The sequence below is a fragment of the Pauljensenia sp. 20925_1_27 genome (assembly GCF_041432835.1).
Taxonomy (GTDB): domain Bacteria; phylum Actinomycetota; class Actinomycetes; order Actinomycetales; family Actinomycetaceae; genus Pauljensenia.
In genome coordinates, this window is record NZ_JAPWAH010000001.1 from 1 (window position 1) to 13,863 (window position 13,863).

Consider the following 13,863-nt stretch of genomic DNA (forward strand, 5'->3'; position numbering starts at 1 on the left):
CGCAACCACATACGAGAAGGCGGGCCGCCTAAATGAGGCGATCACACTGTTCGAGCAGGTCCTCAGCGACCGCATTCGAATCCTAGGCGACAAGCACCCCGACACGCTCGCCTCGCGCAACAACCTTGCAGGCGCTTACTTGGCCGCGAACCGTCCAGAAGAGTCTATCGCTCTGTACGAGCAGGTCCTCACCGACCGCATCGGCATCCTGAGCGACGACCACCCCGACACGCTCGCCTCGCGCAACAACCTTGCATACGCGTATCAGTCTATTGGTTGCTTCACCGAAGCGATTTCCCAGTTGCAGCAAGTCCTCGCCGATAGCACCAGTCTTCTGGGCGAAGACCACCCCCAGACACTCACCGCACGAAATAACCTCGCATACGCATACGTGTCAGCGGGTAACTTCACCATAGCAACCCCCATATTTGAGCAGATCCTCGCCGACAGTATCCGGATCCTGGGCGAAGACCACCCCCATACACTTACCTCACGCAACAACCTCGCATACGCATACCAGGAGGAGGGTCGCCTGACCGAGGCCATCGATCTCTATGAGCAGGTCTCCGCCAACAGCATCCGTATCCTTGGCTCAGTCCATCCCGAAACACTCTCCTCGCGCAACAACCTGGCCTGCGCATATGCCGCAGCTGGCCGCATCACTGAAGCCATCACCCAGTTTGAGCAGGTCCTCACCGACTGTACTCGCGTCCTGGACGAAGACTACCCGCTCACCAAAACAGTGCGAGAGAATCTCGAAGCGACCAAGCACAAGCTGAAACAGCAGAAAGCAAAGCCAGTCATCGAATGACACCTGCGGGTACGCGTTGGGGCCGGAAGCTTTCGCTTCCGGCCCCTGGGCGTTTTGTGGGCCCTACCGGGCTCGAACCGATGACCTTCTGGGTGTAAACCAGACGCTCTAGCCAACTGAGCTAAAGGCCCCACGCACGCGCCAATCTACCAGAACGGGCACGCACGGTCATATCCGAGGCCGAGGGTCACAGCACAGGGCAGCGCTGAGGAGCCCAGGCCTCGTCGAAAAACTAGCGGCGCGAACGCGGACGCGCGGTCAGGCGCACGCCCGCCCAGTTGTCTCCCAGCGCCGTCGAGGTCGTCGCATGCAGGCCAGCGATCTCCGCGGCCTCCTCCACGTCGCCCACACGCACGGAGTTGGGGCGTCCCGGCTTGGGAATCAGCACCCAAATCAGCCCGCCGTCATCCAGGTTCGACATCGCGTCCACGAGGACGTCCGCGAGGTCCTCTTCCTCGGCGTCGTCCGCGCGCCACCAGACGATCGCACCGTCCACGACGTCCGCGTAATCGACGTCAACGAGCGGATGCCCCGTCTCCCCTTCAATCGCTTCGCGCACGGCCTGATCCACGTCGTCATCGACGTAGAACTCCTGCACGATCGCATCGGACGCAAAACCCAGGCTCACTGCCATCACGCAGCACCGCCCATCAACGAGCTGACGCTCAGTGTCATATCAACGTTCACGCCTTCATCCTAGGGCATTGAAGCTGCTGGAATGCAAGGGATGAACAACCATGAAACACCGCCCCGCCTGCGGCCCCGCCTGAGCTGGGAATTTATGCGGCACAGAAGATCGATACGCCGGTGATACGCACCTCATAGTCGATACGCGAGGCAAACACTCGCAAAGGATCCCCAATAGTGGGACAATGGTCCCGATATGCGCGATGTCGCCCGAGGACATCGCCCACGCACGCTGCGCGAGCAGCACCGAGTCAAGCGAGAAGGTACACCGTGAGCCAACTCCACGAGTCCCACCCCGTCGTCAACGGCCTGATTCCTCAGGTTCCCGACAACGACCCCCAGGAGACCGCCGAATGGGTTGAGTCCCTGTCCGGGCTCATCAACGAAAAGGGCGGCCCCCGCGCGCGCTACATCCTGCTGCACATGCTGGACGAGGCGCGCCGCAACGGCGTTCAGCTCCCCCAGGAGTACACGACCCCCTACGTCAACACCATTCCCGTTGACCAGGAGCCTTACTTCCCCGGCGACGAGGCCATGGAGCGCGAATACCGCCGCTGGATTCGCTGGAACGCCGCCGTCCAGGTGACGCGCGCCCAGCGCCCCGGCGTCAAGGTCGGCGGACACATCTCCTCCTACGCCTCGGTTGCCACCCTCTACGAGGTCGGCCTCAACCACTTCTTCCGCGGCAAGGACCACCCCGGCGGCGGCGACCACGTGTTCTTCCAGGGACACGCCTCTCCCGGCCCCTACGCCCGTGCCTTCCTCGAGGGTCGCCTCTCCGAAGAAGAGATGGACGGCTTCCGTCAGCAGGTTTCCACGGAGCACGGCCTGCCCTCGTACCCGCACCCGCGCCAGCTCGAGCACTTCTGGGAATTCCCCACGGTCTCGCTCGGCCTGGGTCCCGCCGAGGCCATCTACCAGGCGTGGTTCGACCGCTACCTGTTCATGAACGGCATCAAGGACACGTCGCAGCAGCACACGTGGGCCTTCATCGGCGACGGTGAGATGGACGAACCCGAATCCCGCGGCATGCTCCAGCTCGCCGCCCAGCAGCGCCTGGACAACCTGACCTTCGTCATCAACTGCAACCTGCAGCGTCTCGACGGCCCGGTGCGCGGTAACGGCAAGATCATCCAGGAACTCGAGGCCTTCTTCAAGGGCGCAGGCTGGAACGTCATCAAGGTTATCTGGGGCCGCGGCTGGGACCAGCTGCTCGCCGCCGACAAGGACGATGCCCTCGTCCACGTCATGAACGAGACCCTGGACGGCGACTACCAGACCTTCCGCGCGAACGACGGCGCCTACGTGCGTGAGCACTTCTTTGGCCGCGACCCGCGCACCAAGGAAATGGTCAAGAACTGGACCGACGAGCAGCTCTGGGAGCTCAAGCGCGGCGGCCACGACTACCGCAAGGTCTACGCAGCCTACAAGGCAGCCATGGACCACACCGGCCAGCCGACCGTCGTCCTCGCGCACACGATTAAGGGCTACGCCCTCGGCTCGCACTTCGCCGGCCGTAACTCGACGCACCAGATGAAGAAGCTGACCCTCGAGGACGCCAAGCAGCTGCGCGATCGCCTGCAGATCCCGATCACGGACGAGGAACTCGAGCGCGATCCCTACATGCCCCCGTACTACATGCCGCCGGCCGATCACCCGGCCCTGCAGTACATGAAGGAGCGCCGCGAGATCCTCGGCGGTTGGGTGCCCGAGCGCCGCGCCGACCGTGCGCCCAAGCTCCCCGAGCTGCCCACCCGCCCCTTCGAGGCACTCTCGAAGGGCTCCGGCAAGCTCGAGGTCGCAACGACCATGGCCCTCGTGCGCCTGTTCAAGGACCTCATCAAGGACAAGCAGGTCGGCAAGTACTTCGTGCCGATCATCCCCGACGAGGCCCGCACCTTCGGCCTGGACGCGATCTTCCCGTCGGCGAAGATCTTCAACACGACCGGCCAGTCGTACACGCCCGTGGATGCTGACATGATGCTGTCCTACCGCGAGTCCGAGCGCGGACAGATCATGCACACGGGCATCACCGAGGCCGGCTCGGCCGCCGCCTTCCAGGTCGTCGGCACGGCATACGCCACGCACGACCTGCCGATGGTTCCGATCTACATCTTCTACTCGATGTTCGGCTTCCAGCGCACGGGTGATCAGTTCTGGGCGGCGGGCGACCAGATGACGAAGGGCTTCGTCATCGGCGCCACCGCGGGCCGCACGACGCTTGCGGGCGAGGGCCTGCAGCACATGGACGGCCACTCGCAGGTCCTGGCTGCCACGAACCACGCGTTCGTGTCCTACGACCCGGCGTACGCGTACGAAATCCGCTACATCATGGCGGATGGCCTGCAGCGCATGTACGGCGACGCGGATGGCCGCGATCCGAACGTCATGTACTACATCACCGTGTACAACGAGCCGATCCGTCAGCCCGCCGAGCCGGAGAACGTCGACGTCGAGGGCATCATCAAGGGCATCTACAACGTCGAGGAGCACCAGAACTTCGGCGGCCCCAAGGCTCAGCTGCTCGCCTCTGGCGTCGGCGTGCCGTGGGCACGCGAAGCTCGTGAGCTGCTGGCTCGTGACTGGGGCGTGGACGCCGCCGTGTGGTCCGTGACCTCGTGGAACGAGCTGCGCCGCGACGGCCTGGACGCCGAGGAGCACAACTACCTGCACCCGTCCGCGCCGCGCCGCACCCCCTACGTGTCGACGAAGCTCGCGGGTCGCGAGGGTCCGTTCGTGGCCTCCTCCGACTTCGATCGCATGCTGCCTGATCAGATCCGTCAGTGGGTCCCGGGCGACTACCATGTGCTCGGTGCGGATGGCTTCGGCTTCTCCGACACCCGCCGTGCTGCTCGCCGCTGGTACCACATCGACGCGGAGTCGATGGTCGTGCGCACGCTGGCCGCCCTCGCCGAGAAGGGCCAGGTCGACCCGTCGGTCGTCCAGCAGGCGATCGACAAGTACGAGCTCTTCAACTACGCGATCCAGGGCAATGACCACGCTGGCGAGGAGTGATCGTCGCTAGGCCCGCGCTCCTCCATCGCGGCGCCCAGCGGTCATGAAGACGAGGCCGGGGATCCCCACGCGGGGTTCCCGGCCTCCTCTCTTTCCCCGACAGGTGGGATAGCCCCTGCCCTCCCGAAGCGCGCGGCGCACAATGGATGCATGCACGTTCCCTACGACACCGAAAAGTTCTACTACGGCTTTCCCGTCTACATCCTGGCCTACCCCGACGATGCTGTCGGCGTCGGAATCACGACGGGGTCTTCCTCGTACTCACTGGGACAGATGGTCATGATCGGCTGCGATTCGACGACGCACGCGGCACGCGCGATCAAGCGCTCCGGCGTGTGCTCACTGAACCTCTTCGGGCCTGAGGCGATGGGCCTCTTCGAGTATGCAGGCACTGTCTCTGGTGGGAATAAGCTTGGCGATGCCCGCGTGGCATCAAGCGACTATGACGGCATTCCCGTCCTCGATGACTCCCAAATGAGTCTCGTTTGCCGCGTCCTGGAGGCCACAGAGGATGGCACCTACACGCACTTCCGCTGCGAGATTACCCAGCGCCTGGTGGTCCCCTCACTCATCGACGAGCAGGGCCGTTTCCGCTACGAGGATCTGCACACCGTCGAATACGTCGGAGACGCGCGCAGGCGCATCTACCGCTACTTCTCGGACCGTGTGGAGCGTTTCGGCACCTTCGTTCGTTCATTCAAAGAGTCGCTCCTCCCCTAGCGCCGTCACGTACCAACAACAAAAGCCGGGGACCCACGCGGGATCCCCGGCCTCGTCTGTGGGCAGCGGATAATCAGCTCTCGTCGGTGCCCGCGTACTTCGGGTGCGCGAGGTTCTCGGGCGAGAGAATACGCTCGACCTCCTCCTCCGAGAGGAGCTCCATCTCGTGGATGACCTCGCGGACGGTCTTACCCTCTGCGGCGGCACGCTTACCGACGACGTCGCCCAGGTGGTGACCGATCACGTCGTTGAAGTATGTGACGATACCGATGGAGTTCTCCACGTAGTGGCGGCACACGTCCGGATTGGCGGTAATGCCATTCACACAGCGCTCACGCAGGGTATCGCACGCGTTGACGAGCAGGTTGATCGACTCGATGAGCGCCTGGGCGATAACGGGCTCCATGACGTTGAGCTGAAGCTGGCCAGCCTCGGCCGCCATGGTCACGGTCTGGTCGTTGCCAATCACCTTGAAGCAGACCTGGTTGACGACCTCGGGGATAACCGGGTTGACCTTGGCGGGCATGATCGACGAGCCCGCGGCCATCTTCGGAAGGTTGATCTCGTTCAGGCCAGCGCGAGGGCCGGAAGCCAGCAGACGCAGGTCGTTGCAGACCTTCGACAGCTTGACGGCGCTGCGCTTGATGGTCGCGTGCATGGAGACATAGGCGCCGGTATCAGAGGTGGCTTCGAGGAGATCGGGAGAGCCGACAACGCGTGCACCCGTGATGCGGCGCAGGTGACGCACGACGACCTGCTGGTAGCCATCGGGCGTGTTCAGACCGGTACCGATAGCGGTTGCGCCCAGGTTCGTTTCCAGGAGCAGTTCGGCGTTGTTGACCAGGCGCTCATCCTCCTCGCGGAGCGTGTGCGCAAACGCGGAGAATTCGCTGCCCAGCGACATCGGGACGGCGTCCTGCAGCTGCGTGCGCCCCATCGTCAGGATGTGGCGGAACTCGGCACCCTTCTCGTCGAACGCGTCGGCCAGCTCATCGATGGCCTTGCGCAGGCGATTCACCTTACGCCACAGCGCAATGCGGAAGGCCGTCGGGTAGGCGTCGTTCGTCGACTGCGAGCGGTTGACGTGGTCATTGGGGTTGATGATGTCGTAGCGGCCCTTGTCCTCACCGAGGATCTCCAGTGCCAGGTTCGCGATGACCTCATTCGCGTTCATGTTGACGGAGGTGCCGGCACCGCCCTGGAACTGGTCGACGGGGAACTGGTCCATGCAGCGGCCGTTTTCGATGATCTCGTCGCACGCGGCGATGATCGCCTCGGCCTTTGACGGCTTCATCGCCTTGAGCTGCATGTTCGCCATCGCGCACGCCTTCTTCACCTGGGCGAAAGCGCGAATCAGCTCGGGCGCCTCATTGATCGTGCGCCCCGAGATCTGATAGTTCTCGATGGCGCGCAACGTATGAATGCCCCAGTACGCGTCGTCGGGTACTTCGCGGGTGCCAAGCAGATCTTCTTCGGTGCGGGTCAACGTTGTTCCTTCCGTCTGTTCTCCGGCCGTTTCCTTCCGGCCGATGCGCCTCCATGGTAGGCCCTGTAGGCCCGAAACTCCGGCACTTTACGAACATTGGAGAAGTCGTTGAGACTCCCGTAATCAGCTCTTTCGTTAGTGATTGGACACGACGTCAGTAACCGCGTCAAGCAGGTCAGCCAGCGTCACCCATTCCTCGATCGCAACATCCGCGAGAGCCACCTTGGCCTCGCGCTCGACGCGCGCGACGACGGCGTAGAGGGAGACATCATCCATGTCGAGGTCGCCACGCAACGTGAGCTCCCCGCGAGCATCGGCGGGGTCAAGCTCCACCTCGTCGAGCACAGCCACCATCGCGGCCTCGCGAGCACGGTCCTGCGCGGTGTCAACCCTGCTCTCCGACGAGGCCGGGGCCGCGCCGGGCGCGTCGTCAGACGCATTGGGATCGACCAGCTGCGCTAAGCCTGCGCGCAGCTGGTCACCGAGCAGATCGGCAATTGAACCCATCAGCCGACCCGGTTATTCAGCCAGCGCACGGGGGCACCGGCACCCGCATGGCGGAAGGACTCAAGCTCATCGTCCCACGCCTGGCCGAGGGCCAGGTCGAGGCCCTCGCGGAGCTCCTCGTACGTGGTCGCAGACTCCAGGGCCGCGCGAATACGATCCTCGGGGACAACGACGTTGCCGACCGTGTCCATCTGCGAGTGGAAAATACCCAGGGAAGGCGTGTGACACCAGCGTCCGCCGTCGCTCGAGGCGGTGGCTTCCTCCGTCACCTCGTAGCGCAGGTGCTCCCAACCACGCAGAGCGGACGCCAAACGGGCGCCCGAGCCAACCGGTCCGACCCACGAGAACTCGCAGCGAACCATGCCCGGCGCCGCCTCTTGATCCGACCACTGGAGGTGGACCTCCTGGCCGAGCGCGGTGCCCAGCGCCCACTCGATATGCGGGCACAGAGCGGGCGGTGTTGAGTGCACAAAAAGTACACCGCGGGTGTATGACCCTCTCATTGTTCCTCCTGTTGGCTTTGTCAGGATCGTCTTCCCCTACGCCCTAAACAGCCGAGAGTCGCAATGATCTGCGCCTTAACAGCGCACACGATGTAGTTACAGGATAGTCGAACGCGCCGGGGAATGCACTCCATTCCCCGGCGCGTCCACGCCACGACAACGCTCGATGCTTAGAAACCGGCGTTGCGAATGTCTCGCAGCGCCTTCTTGCGGGTCGCGCGATCCAGGCGATCGATGTAAATGTGACCGTCGAGGTGGTCACACTCATGCTGAATGCAGCGAGCCATCAGCTCCTCACCCTCGACGACAACCTTCTTGCCGTCCAGGTCGGTGCCCTCGCAGCGCGCATACCAGGCGCGCTCGGTCGGGTACCAGAGCTCGGGAACCGACAGACAGCCCTCATCGCCGTCCTGGTACTCGTCCTCGCTCAACGCCACGATACGAGGGTTGAGCACGTAGCCGATCTCGCCGTCAATATTCCAGGAGAACGCGCGCAGGCTGACGCCAATCTGGTTGGCGGCCAGACCAGCGCGACCGTCCATGTCGACACCCTCGAGAAGATCCTCAACGAGGGCCTTCACATTCGGGGTGATCTCCGTGATCGGGTCACACACGGTACGCAGGACCGGGTCGCCGATAATGCGGATGGGACGAATAGCCATGTCACTCCCCCTTCAGGGCCGCGGCGTGGAGCTCGCGCAGGCGAGTGACGGCTTCGTCGACGGGGACGACGATGGTCTCGCCGGTGGCGCGCACGCGGATCTCCACCTCGCCGTCGGCCAGCGAGCGGCCAACGACCAGGCCGAAAGGCACGCCCACAAGCTCGTAGTCCTTGAACTTCACTCCAGCGCTCACCTTACGGCGATCGTCGACGAGGACGTCCAGGCCGACAGCGTCAAGCTGCTCGCCGAGAGACTGCGCGGTGTCGAAGACCTCGTCACCCTTGCCGGTCGCCAGCACGTGCACGTCGAAGGGCGCGATCTGAGCAGGCCAGCTCAGACCCTTCTCGTCGCAGTTGGCCTCGGCCAGAGCGGCCATCACGCGAGTGACGCCAATGCCGTACGAACCCATCGTGACGACCTGAGTCTTGCCGTTCTCGTCGAGCACGGTCAGGCCCAAGGCATTGGCGTACTTGCGCCCCAGCTGGAAGATATGGCCGATCTCGATACCACGCTCGAGGTGGAGGGGGCCCGAACCGTCGGGAGCCAGGTCGCCCTCGCGCACCTCAGCGGCCTCGATCGTGCCGTCAGCCGTGAAGTCGCGGCCCATGACCAGGTTCAGGATGTGACGCTGCTCGGCGTTCGCGCCGGTCACCCAGGCGGTCCCCTCGACGACGCGCGGGTCAACCAGGTAGCGCACAGAACCGGAGACGTTACCCTCCTCGTCCACGACGCGCCCCGGCGAGTTGGGGCCAAGCACCGTGGGGCCGATGTAGCCGCGCACCAGCTCAGGGTGCGGCTCAAAGTCGGAGTCCGAGGCCATCTCAACCTCGGCGGGAGCAACGGAAGCCTCGAGACGCTTCATATCGACATCGCGGTCACCGGGCACACCCACGACGAGGAGCTCGCGCTCACCATCGGGGTGCGTCAGCGCCACGACGACGTTCTTCAGCGTGTCTGCCGCGGTCCAGGGACGATCCTCGCGCGGGTAGCGCTCGTTGAGCAGGTCCACGAGCGCCTCGATCGTCGACGCGTCGGGAGTCGGCACCTCAACCGGAGCTGGAACGCCGGACGCATCCTGAACGTCAGGAACGGGGGTCGTCACGGCCTCCGCGTTGGCGGCGTAGCCACCCGGGGACGCCACGAAGGTGTCCTCACCGATCGGCGAGGGATGCAGGAACTCCTCGGAGCGCGAACCACCCATCGCGCCACTCATCGCGGAAACAATGACGTACGGCAGGCCCAGACGCTGGAAGATGCGCTCGTAGGTGTCACGCTCGGCCTGGTAGGAAGCGTTCAGCCCCTCGTCGTCAATGTCGAACGAGTAGGCGTCCTTCATCACGAACTCACGGCCACGAATCAGACCCGCGCGCGGACGAGCCTCGTCGCGATACTTCGTCTGAATCTGGTACAGCGTGGCGGGCAGATCCTTGTACGAGGAGTACATGTCTTTCACGAGAAGAGTGAACATCTCCTCGTGCGTGGGGGCCAGCAGGTAGTCGCCGCCCTTGCGGTCGTTGAGCTTGAACAGCGTCGGACCGTACTCTTCCCAGCGGTTCGTTGCCTTGTAGGGGTCTGCAGGGATCAGTCCCGGGAAATGGACCTCCTGCGCGCCCATCGCATCCATCTCTTCGCGGACGATCTCCTCGATCTTGCGCAGGGTGCGCAGGCCGAGGGGCAGCCACGTGTAGATGCCGGGGGCGCAGCGGCGAATGTAACCAGCACGCACCAGAAGCTTATGCGAGTTAACCTCGGCGTCGGCCGGGTCTTCACGCAGGGTTCGCAGGAAGAAAGTCGAGAGATTTCGAAGCATGCTCCAAGAGTACGGCACGCAAAGCCTCTGAGGCCACCGGCACAGCCGTGTAGCCCCTCATCGAGGCAGTAGCAGCACTCAGATCGCGGCGCGGGCGCCGAGCTCGCGCTCACGGGCACCCGGGTGCGACGCGTAGTAACGGCGTGCCATCCAACCCGGGTATGCCCACTCGGGCAGACCACCAAAGTAGAGAGCCTGGACGGCCGCGGCCGCCATGAGCACAAGAACGCCGATCACGAGGCCGAGGGAACCAAGGGTGTCGAGCCCACGCGCCTCGCGGGCCATCAGATCGGCAGTCAGGAACCACAGAACGGACAGCAATGGCATCAGCGGCCACACGACCCGCCCCATTTCGCCAGCCGCATTGCCACCGCCCAGCTCCAGACGCACGGAGACACGGCGCGCGCTCGCACCGATTCCGAACCATGCCCACGCCCAGACAAGAGCGATAGCGAGGCCCACGAGTGCGATCAGAGCGGTGGAGTTGGCGACCATTGCGTCCCCCTTCGGACAAAAGCAACATCCCCGTTGGCGTTGCGTACCTAGCGATACTACAACACCAACGGGGATATCTGTCCAACCGAAAGGTCGGAAACGAGACTAATCAGGCATCAACAAGCCCACCAACGCACGCATCGCGCAAATCGCGCAGCATGGACAGCGACGAGAGGGACTCTGCGGTGACTCCCGCCCACACGAGTACGCGCTCACGGCCCTGCGCCACATGACGCTCACGGATGTGCAGCAGCGTACGCGACGGCGACAGGGGCAGCAGAGCGATCACACACGTGCCCGAGGCCTCGGCCCCCTCCGGGGCGCCAGGCGGTGCGACGCGCATCAGGATATGATCCTCGTCCTCGATATCGATGACCGTGGACTCGTCCTCAGGCTCGAACACATGACCGAGCACGTCCCAGACGATGGACGCCGGTGCGTCAATCGCAATGCCTCGGTCGACAACCACATTCGCGCCTGGAAGAACCAGGTCACCAGGCAGCGACACGTCCGCCTGAGACGCTGTCAGGCCGATGCGCCGCGGGAAGCCCGTGGCCGCCACAGCGCAAGCACCCGCAACGAGTGACAGGCACGCAAGAGTACGAAAACGCATGTGATACTCCTTGTGAAAGCTCAGAAGTCGATGCCCGGCAGCTTGACCTCCGGGGCGGTGATCGGGGAAACCTCGACGCTACCGGAACCCGGTTCGAGCCCGAGCTCCTCGGCAAGGGCATTCGCGCGACGGATGAGAGTCTCGACGATCTGATCCTCCGGCACGGTCTCAACAACCTCGCCTCGAATGAAAATCTGTCCCTTACCGTTGCCGGAAGCAACACCGAGGTCTGCCTCTCGGGCCTCGCCCGGCCCGTTGACAACGCAGCCCATGACAGCAACGCGCAGCGGAACGGTCAGGTCCTTCAGCCCCTCGGTCACGTTCTCCGCGAGCGTCCACACATCCACCTGAGCACGACCGCAGGACGGACACGAGACGATCTCCAGAGTCTTGTCACGCAAGCCCATGAACTCCAGCATCTTCGTGCCGACCTTGACCTCCTCAACGGGAGGAGCGGACAGGGACACGCGGATCGTATCGCCGATGCCCTCAGCGAGCAGGATCGAGAACGCGGAGACAGACTTAATGGTGCCCTGGAAGGCCGGACCCGCCTCGGTGACGCCCAGATGCAGCGGCCAATCCCCCGCCTCTGACAGCATGCGGTAGGCCTGAATCATCGTCAGCACATCATGGTGCTTCACCGAGATCTTGAAGTCGTGGAAGTCATTCTCCTCAAAGAGGGAGGCCTCCCAGATCGCGGACTCGACCAGCGCCTCGGGCGTCGCGCGGCCGTACTTCTTAAGCAGGCGCGGGTCCAACGAACCGGCGTTGACGCCGATGCGCAGCGACACCCCGTGATCGGAGGCGGCCTTGCAGATGTCCTTGACCTGATCGTCGAACTTACGGATATTGCCCGGGTTGACGCGCACCGCACCGCAGCCCGCCTCGATTGCCTGGAAGACGTACTTCGGCTTGAAGTGGATGTCGGCGATCACCGGGATACGCGACTGCTTGGCGATGATCGCAAGCGCATCCGCGTCCTTATCCGTCGGGCACGCAACGCGCACGATGTCGCAACCGGCCGCGGTCAGCTCAGCGATTTGCTGGAGCGTGGCACCGATGTCGTGTGTCTTCGTCGTCGTCATGGACTGAACAGAGATGGGAGCGCCCCCACCCACGGGCACGTCGCCCACCATGATCCGACGCGTCTGCTTGCGCGGGAACGGCGACGCCGCGACGTCGGGCATTCCAAGATTGATTTCACTCACCGATTCATTATCGCGCACTGTGCGCATCCTTCCCACACGGACCACGCACGCGTGGTCAGAGTCGCTTTCACCGTCGAGCCGCTACCGGCTCCCCACGGTGAACGTCAGCCAAGAGACACCGGCTTCACGATGTCCGCGACGATCAAAATGACACTCATGACGACCAGCACACCGCCCACGGCCCACGTCAAGGGAACCAGGCGAGCCGTATCGGCAGGCCCCGGGTCCTGCGCGCCACGCGCACGAGCGAACGTACGGCGAGCCCCCTCGTACAGGGCACCGAGAATGTGCCCGCCATCCAGGGGCGGCAACGGAATCAGATTGAAGACGAAAAGCGCCATATTCAACGAAGCCAACAGGCTCAGCAGCACCGCCACGACCTGGCGAGTATCCTGCAGACCCAGCGCCTGTGAATCGCCGGTCACCTCGCCGGCCAAACGACCCACGCCAACAACCGACACCACACCGGACGCATCGCGCTTCTCGTCCGTGACGATCGAGCGCCCCACCTGCCACACAGCCTGCGGAAGGCGAACAACGACCGACGCCGTCCCCGTGAACATTTGCCAGTTAGCGGCGGCAACGTCCGACACCGACGCCGACACGTACTCGTACCCGGCGGTCACGCCAACAATGCGGGCTCCCTGGGCCCCCGTAACGGGAGACACCGTTAGGTCGACGGTTCCGCCGTCGCGCTCGACGGTTAGGACAGCAGACTCGCCCTCCGCAGTCGCCCCAACAGCTCGCTGCAGGTCCGCGAAAGTCGAGACGGGTGCCCCGTTCCACGCGACGACCGTGTCCCCGGGGCGAACCCCGGCCTCGTACGCGGGCGATGCAACCTGCCCGGAAGCGCTCGTAATCGTCGCCGGGACCTCAGCGATCGTGCGTGAGGCCGTCGGGGCACCGATACCCATCATCGCGATCGCGGAAAGCACGAAGCAGATAAGCAGGTTCATCATGGGACCACCGAGCATAACGGTGATCTTCTTCGGCGCACTCAAGTGATAGAACGCGCGATGTTCCTGCCCTTCGGGGATTTCCTCAGCCGAGGCCTCGCGCGCCTCCTGAGCGAGGGTCGGCTTCCCGCCTCGTCCCACGAGTCGCGTCCCCGGACGCGCCGGAGCGTACATGCCGACGATCTTCACGTAGCCGCCGAGCAGGATAGCGCGCAGCGCGTAGGTGGTGTCCCCAACTTTCTTCTTCCACAGGGCCGGGCCAAAGCCCACCGAATAGTCCGGAACCAACACGCCGAACTTCTTCGCCGGGAGCATGTGCCCCACCTCGTGGAGGGCAACCGACGCAAGAATTCCGATAACAACAACAACGATACCGACGAGAGAACCCAC

The 13,863-nt window shown here is 64.0% G+C and carries 13 protein-coding genes and 1 tRNA gene; 3 read left to right on the plus strand and 11 right to left on the minus strand.

What is annotated here, in order from left to right:
* Positions 1 to 811 (plus strand): tetratricopeptide repeat protein (locus tag O3684_RS00005; RefSeq protein ID WP_500064197.1); only part of this gene is annotated, 811 nt, incomplete at its 5' end.
* A gap of 57 nt (positions 812 to 868) precedes the next feature.
* Here the strand turns inward: O3684_RS00005 and O3684_RS00010 are convergent.
* Both O3684_RS00010 and O3684_RS00015 read right to left on the minus strand, forming a co-directional pair.
* A tRNA-Val gene (locus tag O3684_RS00010) sits at positions 869 to 942 on the minus strand.
* A gap of 101 nt (positions 943 to 1,043) precedes the next feature.
* Complete coding sequence (locus tag O3684_RS00015) at positions 1,044 to 1,445, minus strand: DUF3052 domain-containing protein (RefSeq protein ID WP_034496539.1); 402 nt, start codon at positions 1,443 to 1,445, stop codon at positions 1,044 to 1,046.
* Between the two features lie 323 nt (positions 1,446 to 1,768).
* Between O3684_RS00015 and aceE the strand changes: the two genes are divergently transcribed.
* Together aceE and O3684_RS00025 are read left to right on the plus strand one after the other, a co-directional pair.
* The gene (gene aceE / locus O3684_RS00020) at positions 1,769 to 4,513 is read left to right on the plus strand and encodes a pyruvate dehydrogenase (acetyl-transferring), homodimeric type (protein WP_500064199.1); all 2,745 of its coding nucleotides are present in this window, start codon (positions 1,769 to 1,771) and stop codon (positions 4,511 to 4,513) included.
* Between the two features lie 150 nt (positions 4,514 to 4,663).
* Entirely contained in the window at positions 4,664 to 5,233 is a 570-nt protein-coding gene (locus O3684_RS00025; RefSeq protein WP_500064201.1) for a flavin reductase, read from the plus strand.
* A gap of 73 nt (positions 5,234 to 5,306) precedes the next feature.
* On the opposite strand, the gene aspA is transcribed toward O3684_RS00025, so the two are convergent.
* From aspA to O3684_RS00070, 9 genes are all read right to left on the minus strand, one after another.
* On the minus strand, positions 5,307 to 6,719 hold the full coding sequence (gene aspA / locus O3684_RS00030; protein ID WP_500062061.1) for an aspartate ammonia-lyase: 1,413 nt from the start codon (positions 6,717 to 6,719) through the stop codon (positions 5,307 to 5,309).
* Positions 6,720 to 6,854: 135 nt separating this feature from the next.
* Positions 6,855 to 7,226, minus strand: coding sequence for an acyl carrier protein (locus tag O3684_RS00035; protein WP_500064203.1), 372 nt, complete (start codon positions 7,224 to 7,226; stop codon positions 6,855 to 6,857).
* Entirely contained in the window at positions 7,226 to 7,729 is a 504-nt protein-coding gene (locus O3684_RS00040; RefSeq protein WP_048676248.1) for a DUF3145 domain-containing protein, read from the minus strand. The genes O3684_RS00035 and O3684_RS00040 overlap by 1 nt, the downstream gene beginning before the upstream one ends.
* A gap of 170 nt (positions 7,730 to 7,899) precedes the next feature.
* On the minus strand, positions 7,900 to 8,391 hold the full coding sequence (gene def / locus O3684_RS00045; RefSeq protein WP_016461051.1) for a peptide deformylase: 492 nt from the start codon (positions 8,389 to 8,391) through the stop codon (positions 7,900 to 7,902).
* 1 nt (position 8,392) lies between these two features.
* A complete protein-coding gene (locus O3684_RS00050) occupies positions 8,393 to 10,201 on the minus strand; it encodes a proline--tRNA ligase (RefSeq protein ID WP_500064204.1) in 1,809 nt (602 codons plus the stop codon).
* A gap of 78 nt (positions 10,202 to 10,279) precedes the next feature.
* Positions 10,280 to 10,696 (minus strand): hypothetical protein, encoded by a 417-nt coding sequence (locus O3684_RS00055; RefSeq protein WP_500064206.1) that lies wholly within the window; start codon positions 10,694 to 10,696, stop codon positions 10,280 to 10,282.
* A 109-nt stretch (positions 10,697 to 10,805) separates the two neighbouring features.
* Positions 10,806 to 11,309, minus strand: coding sequence for a hypothetical protein (locus tag O3684_RS00060; RefSeq protein WP_500064207.1), 504 nt, complete (start codon positions 11,307 to 11,309; stop codon positions 10,806 to 10,808).
* Between the two features lie 20 nt (positions 11,310 to 11,329).
* Positions 11,330 to 12,496, minus strand: coding sequence for a flavodoxin-dependent (E)-4-hydroxy-3-methylbut-2-enyl-diphosphate synthase (gene ispG / locus O3684_RS00065; protein ID WP_500064552.1), 1,167 nt, complete (start codon positions 12,494 to 12,496; stop codon positions 11,330 to 11,332).
* 125 nt (positions 12,497 to 12,621) lie between these two features.
* Positions 12,622 to 13,863: a M50 family metallopeptidase gene (locus tag O3684_RS00070; RefSeq protein WP_500064554.1), complete on the minus strand. Its 1,242-nt coding sequence runs from the start codon at positions 13,861 to 13,863 to the stop codon at positions 12,622 to 12,624.

What these genes read in the sequence shown, in the direction of transcription:
- O3684_RS00015 (WP_034496539.1), bottom strand. Translation starts at nt 1,445, where the DNA reads ATGGCAGTGAGCCTGGGTTTTGCGTCCGATGCGATCGTGCAGGAGTTC.
- O3684_RS00055 (WP_500064206.1), bottom strand. Translation starts at nt 10,696, where the DNA reads ATGGTCGCCAACTCCACCGCTCTGATCGCACTCGTGGGCCTCGCTATC.
- ispG (WP_500064552.1), bottom strand. Translation starts at nt 12,496, where the DNA reads ATGCCCGACGTCGCGGCGTCGCCGTTCCCGCGCAAGCAGACGCGTCGG.
- O3684_RS00060 (WP_500064207.1), bottom strand. Translation starts at nt 11,309, where the DNA reads ATGCGTTTTCGTACTCTTGCGTGCCTGTCACTCGTTGCGGGTGCTTGC.
- def (WP_016461051.1), bottom strand. Translation starts at nt 8,391, where the DNA reads ATGGCTATTCGTCCCATCCGCATTATCGGCGACCCGGTCCTGCGTACC.
- O3684_RS00040 (WP_048676248.1), bottom strand. Translation starts at nt 7,729, where the DNA reads ATGAGAGGGTCATACACCCGCGGTGTACTTTTTGTGCACTCAACACCG.
- O3684_RS00050 (WP_500064204.1), bottom strand. Translation starts at nt 10,201, where the DNA reads ATGCTTCGAAATCTCTCGACTTTCTTCCTGCGAACCCTGCGTGAAGAC.
- O3684_RS00025 (WP_500064201.1), top strand. Translation starts at nt 4,664, where the DNA reads ATGCACGTTCCCTACGACACCGAAAAGTTCTACTACGGCTTTCCCGTC.
- O3684_RS00035 (WP_500064203.1), bottom strand. Translation starts at nt 7,226, where the DNA reads ATGGGTTCAATTGCCGATCTGCTCGGTGACCAGCTGCGCGCAGGCTTA.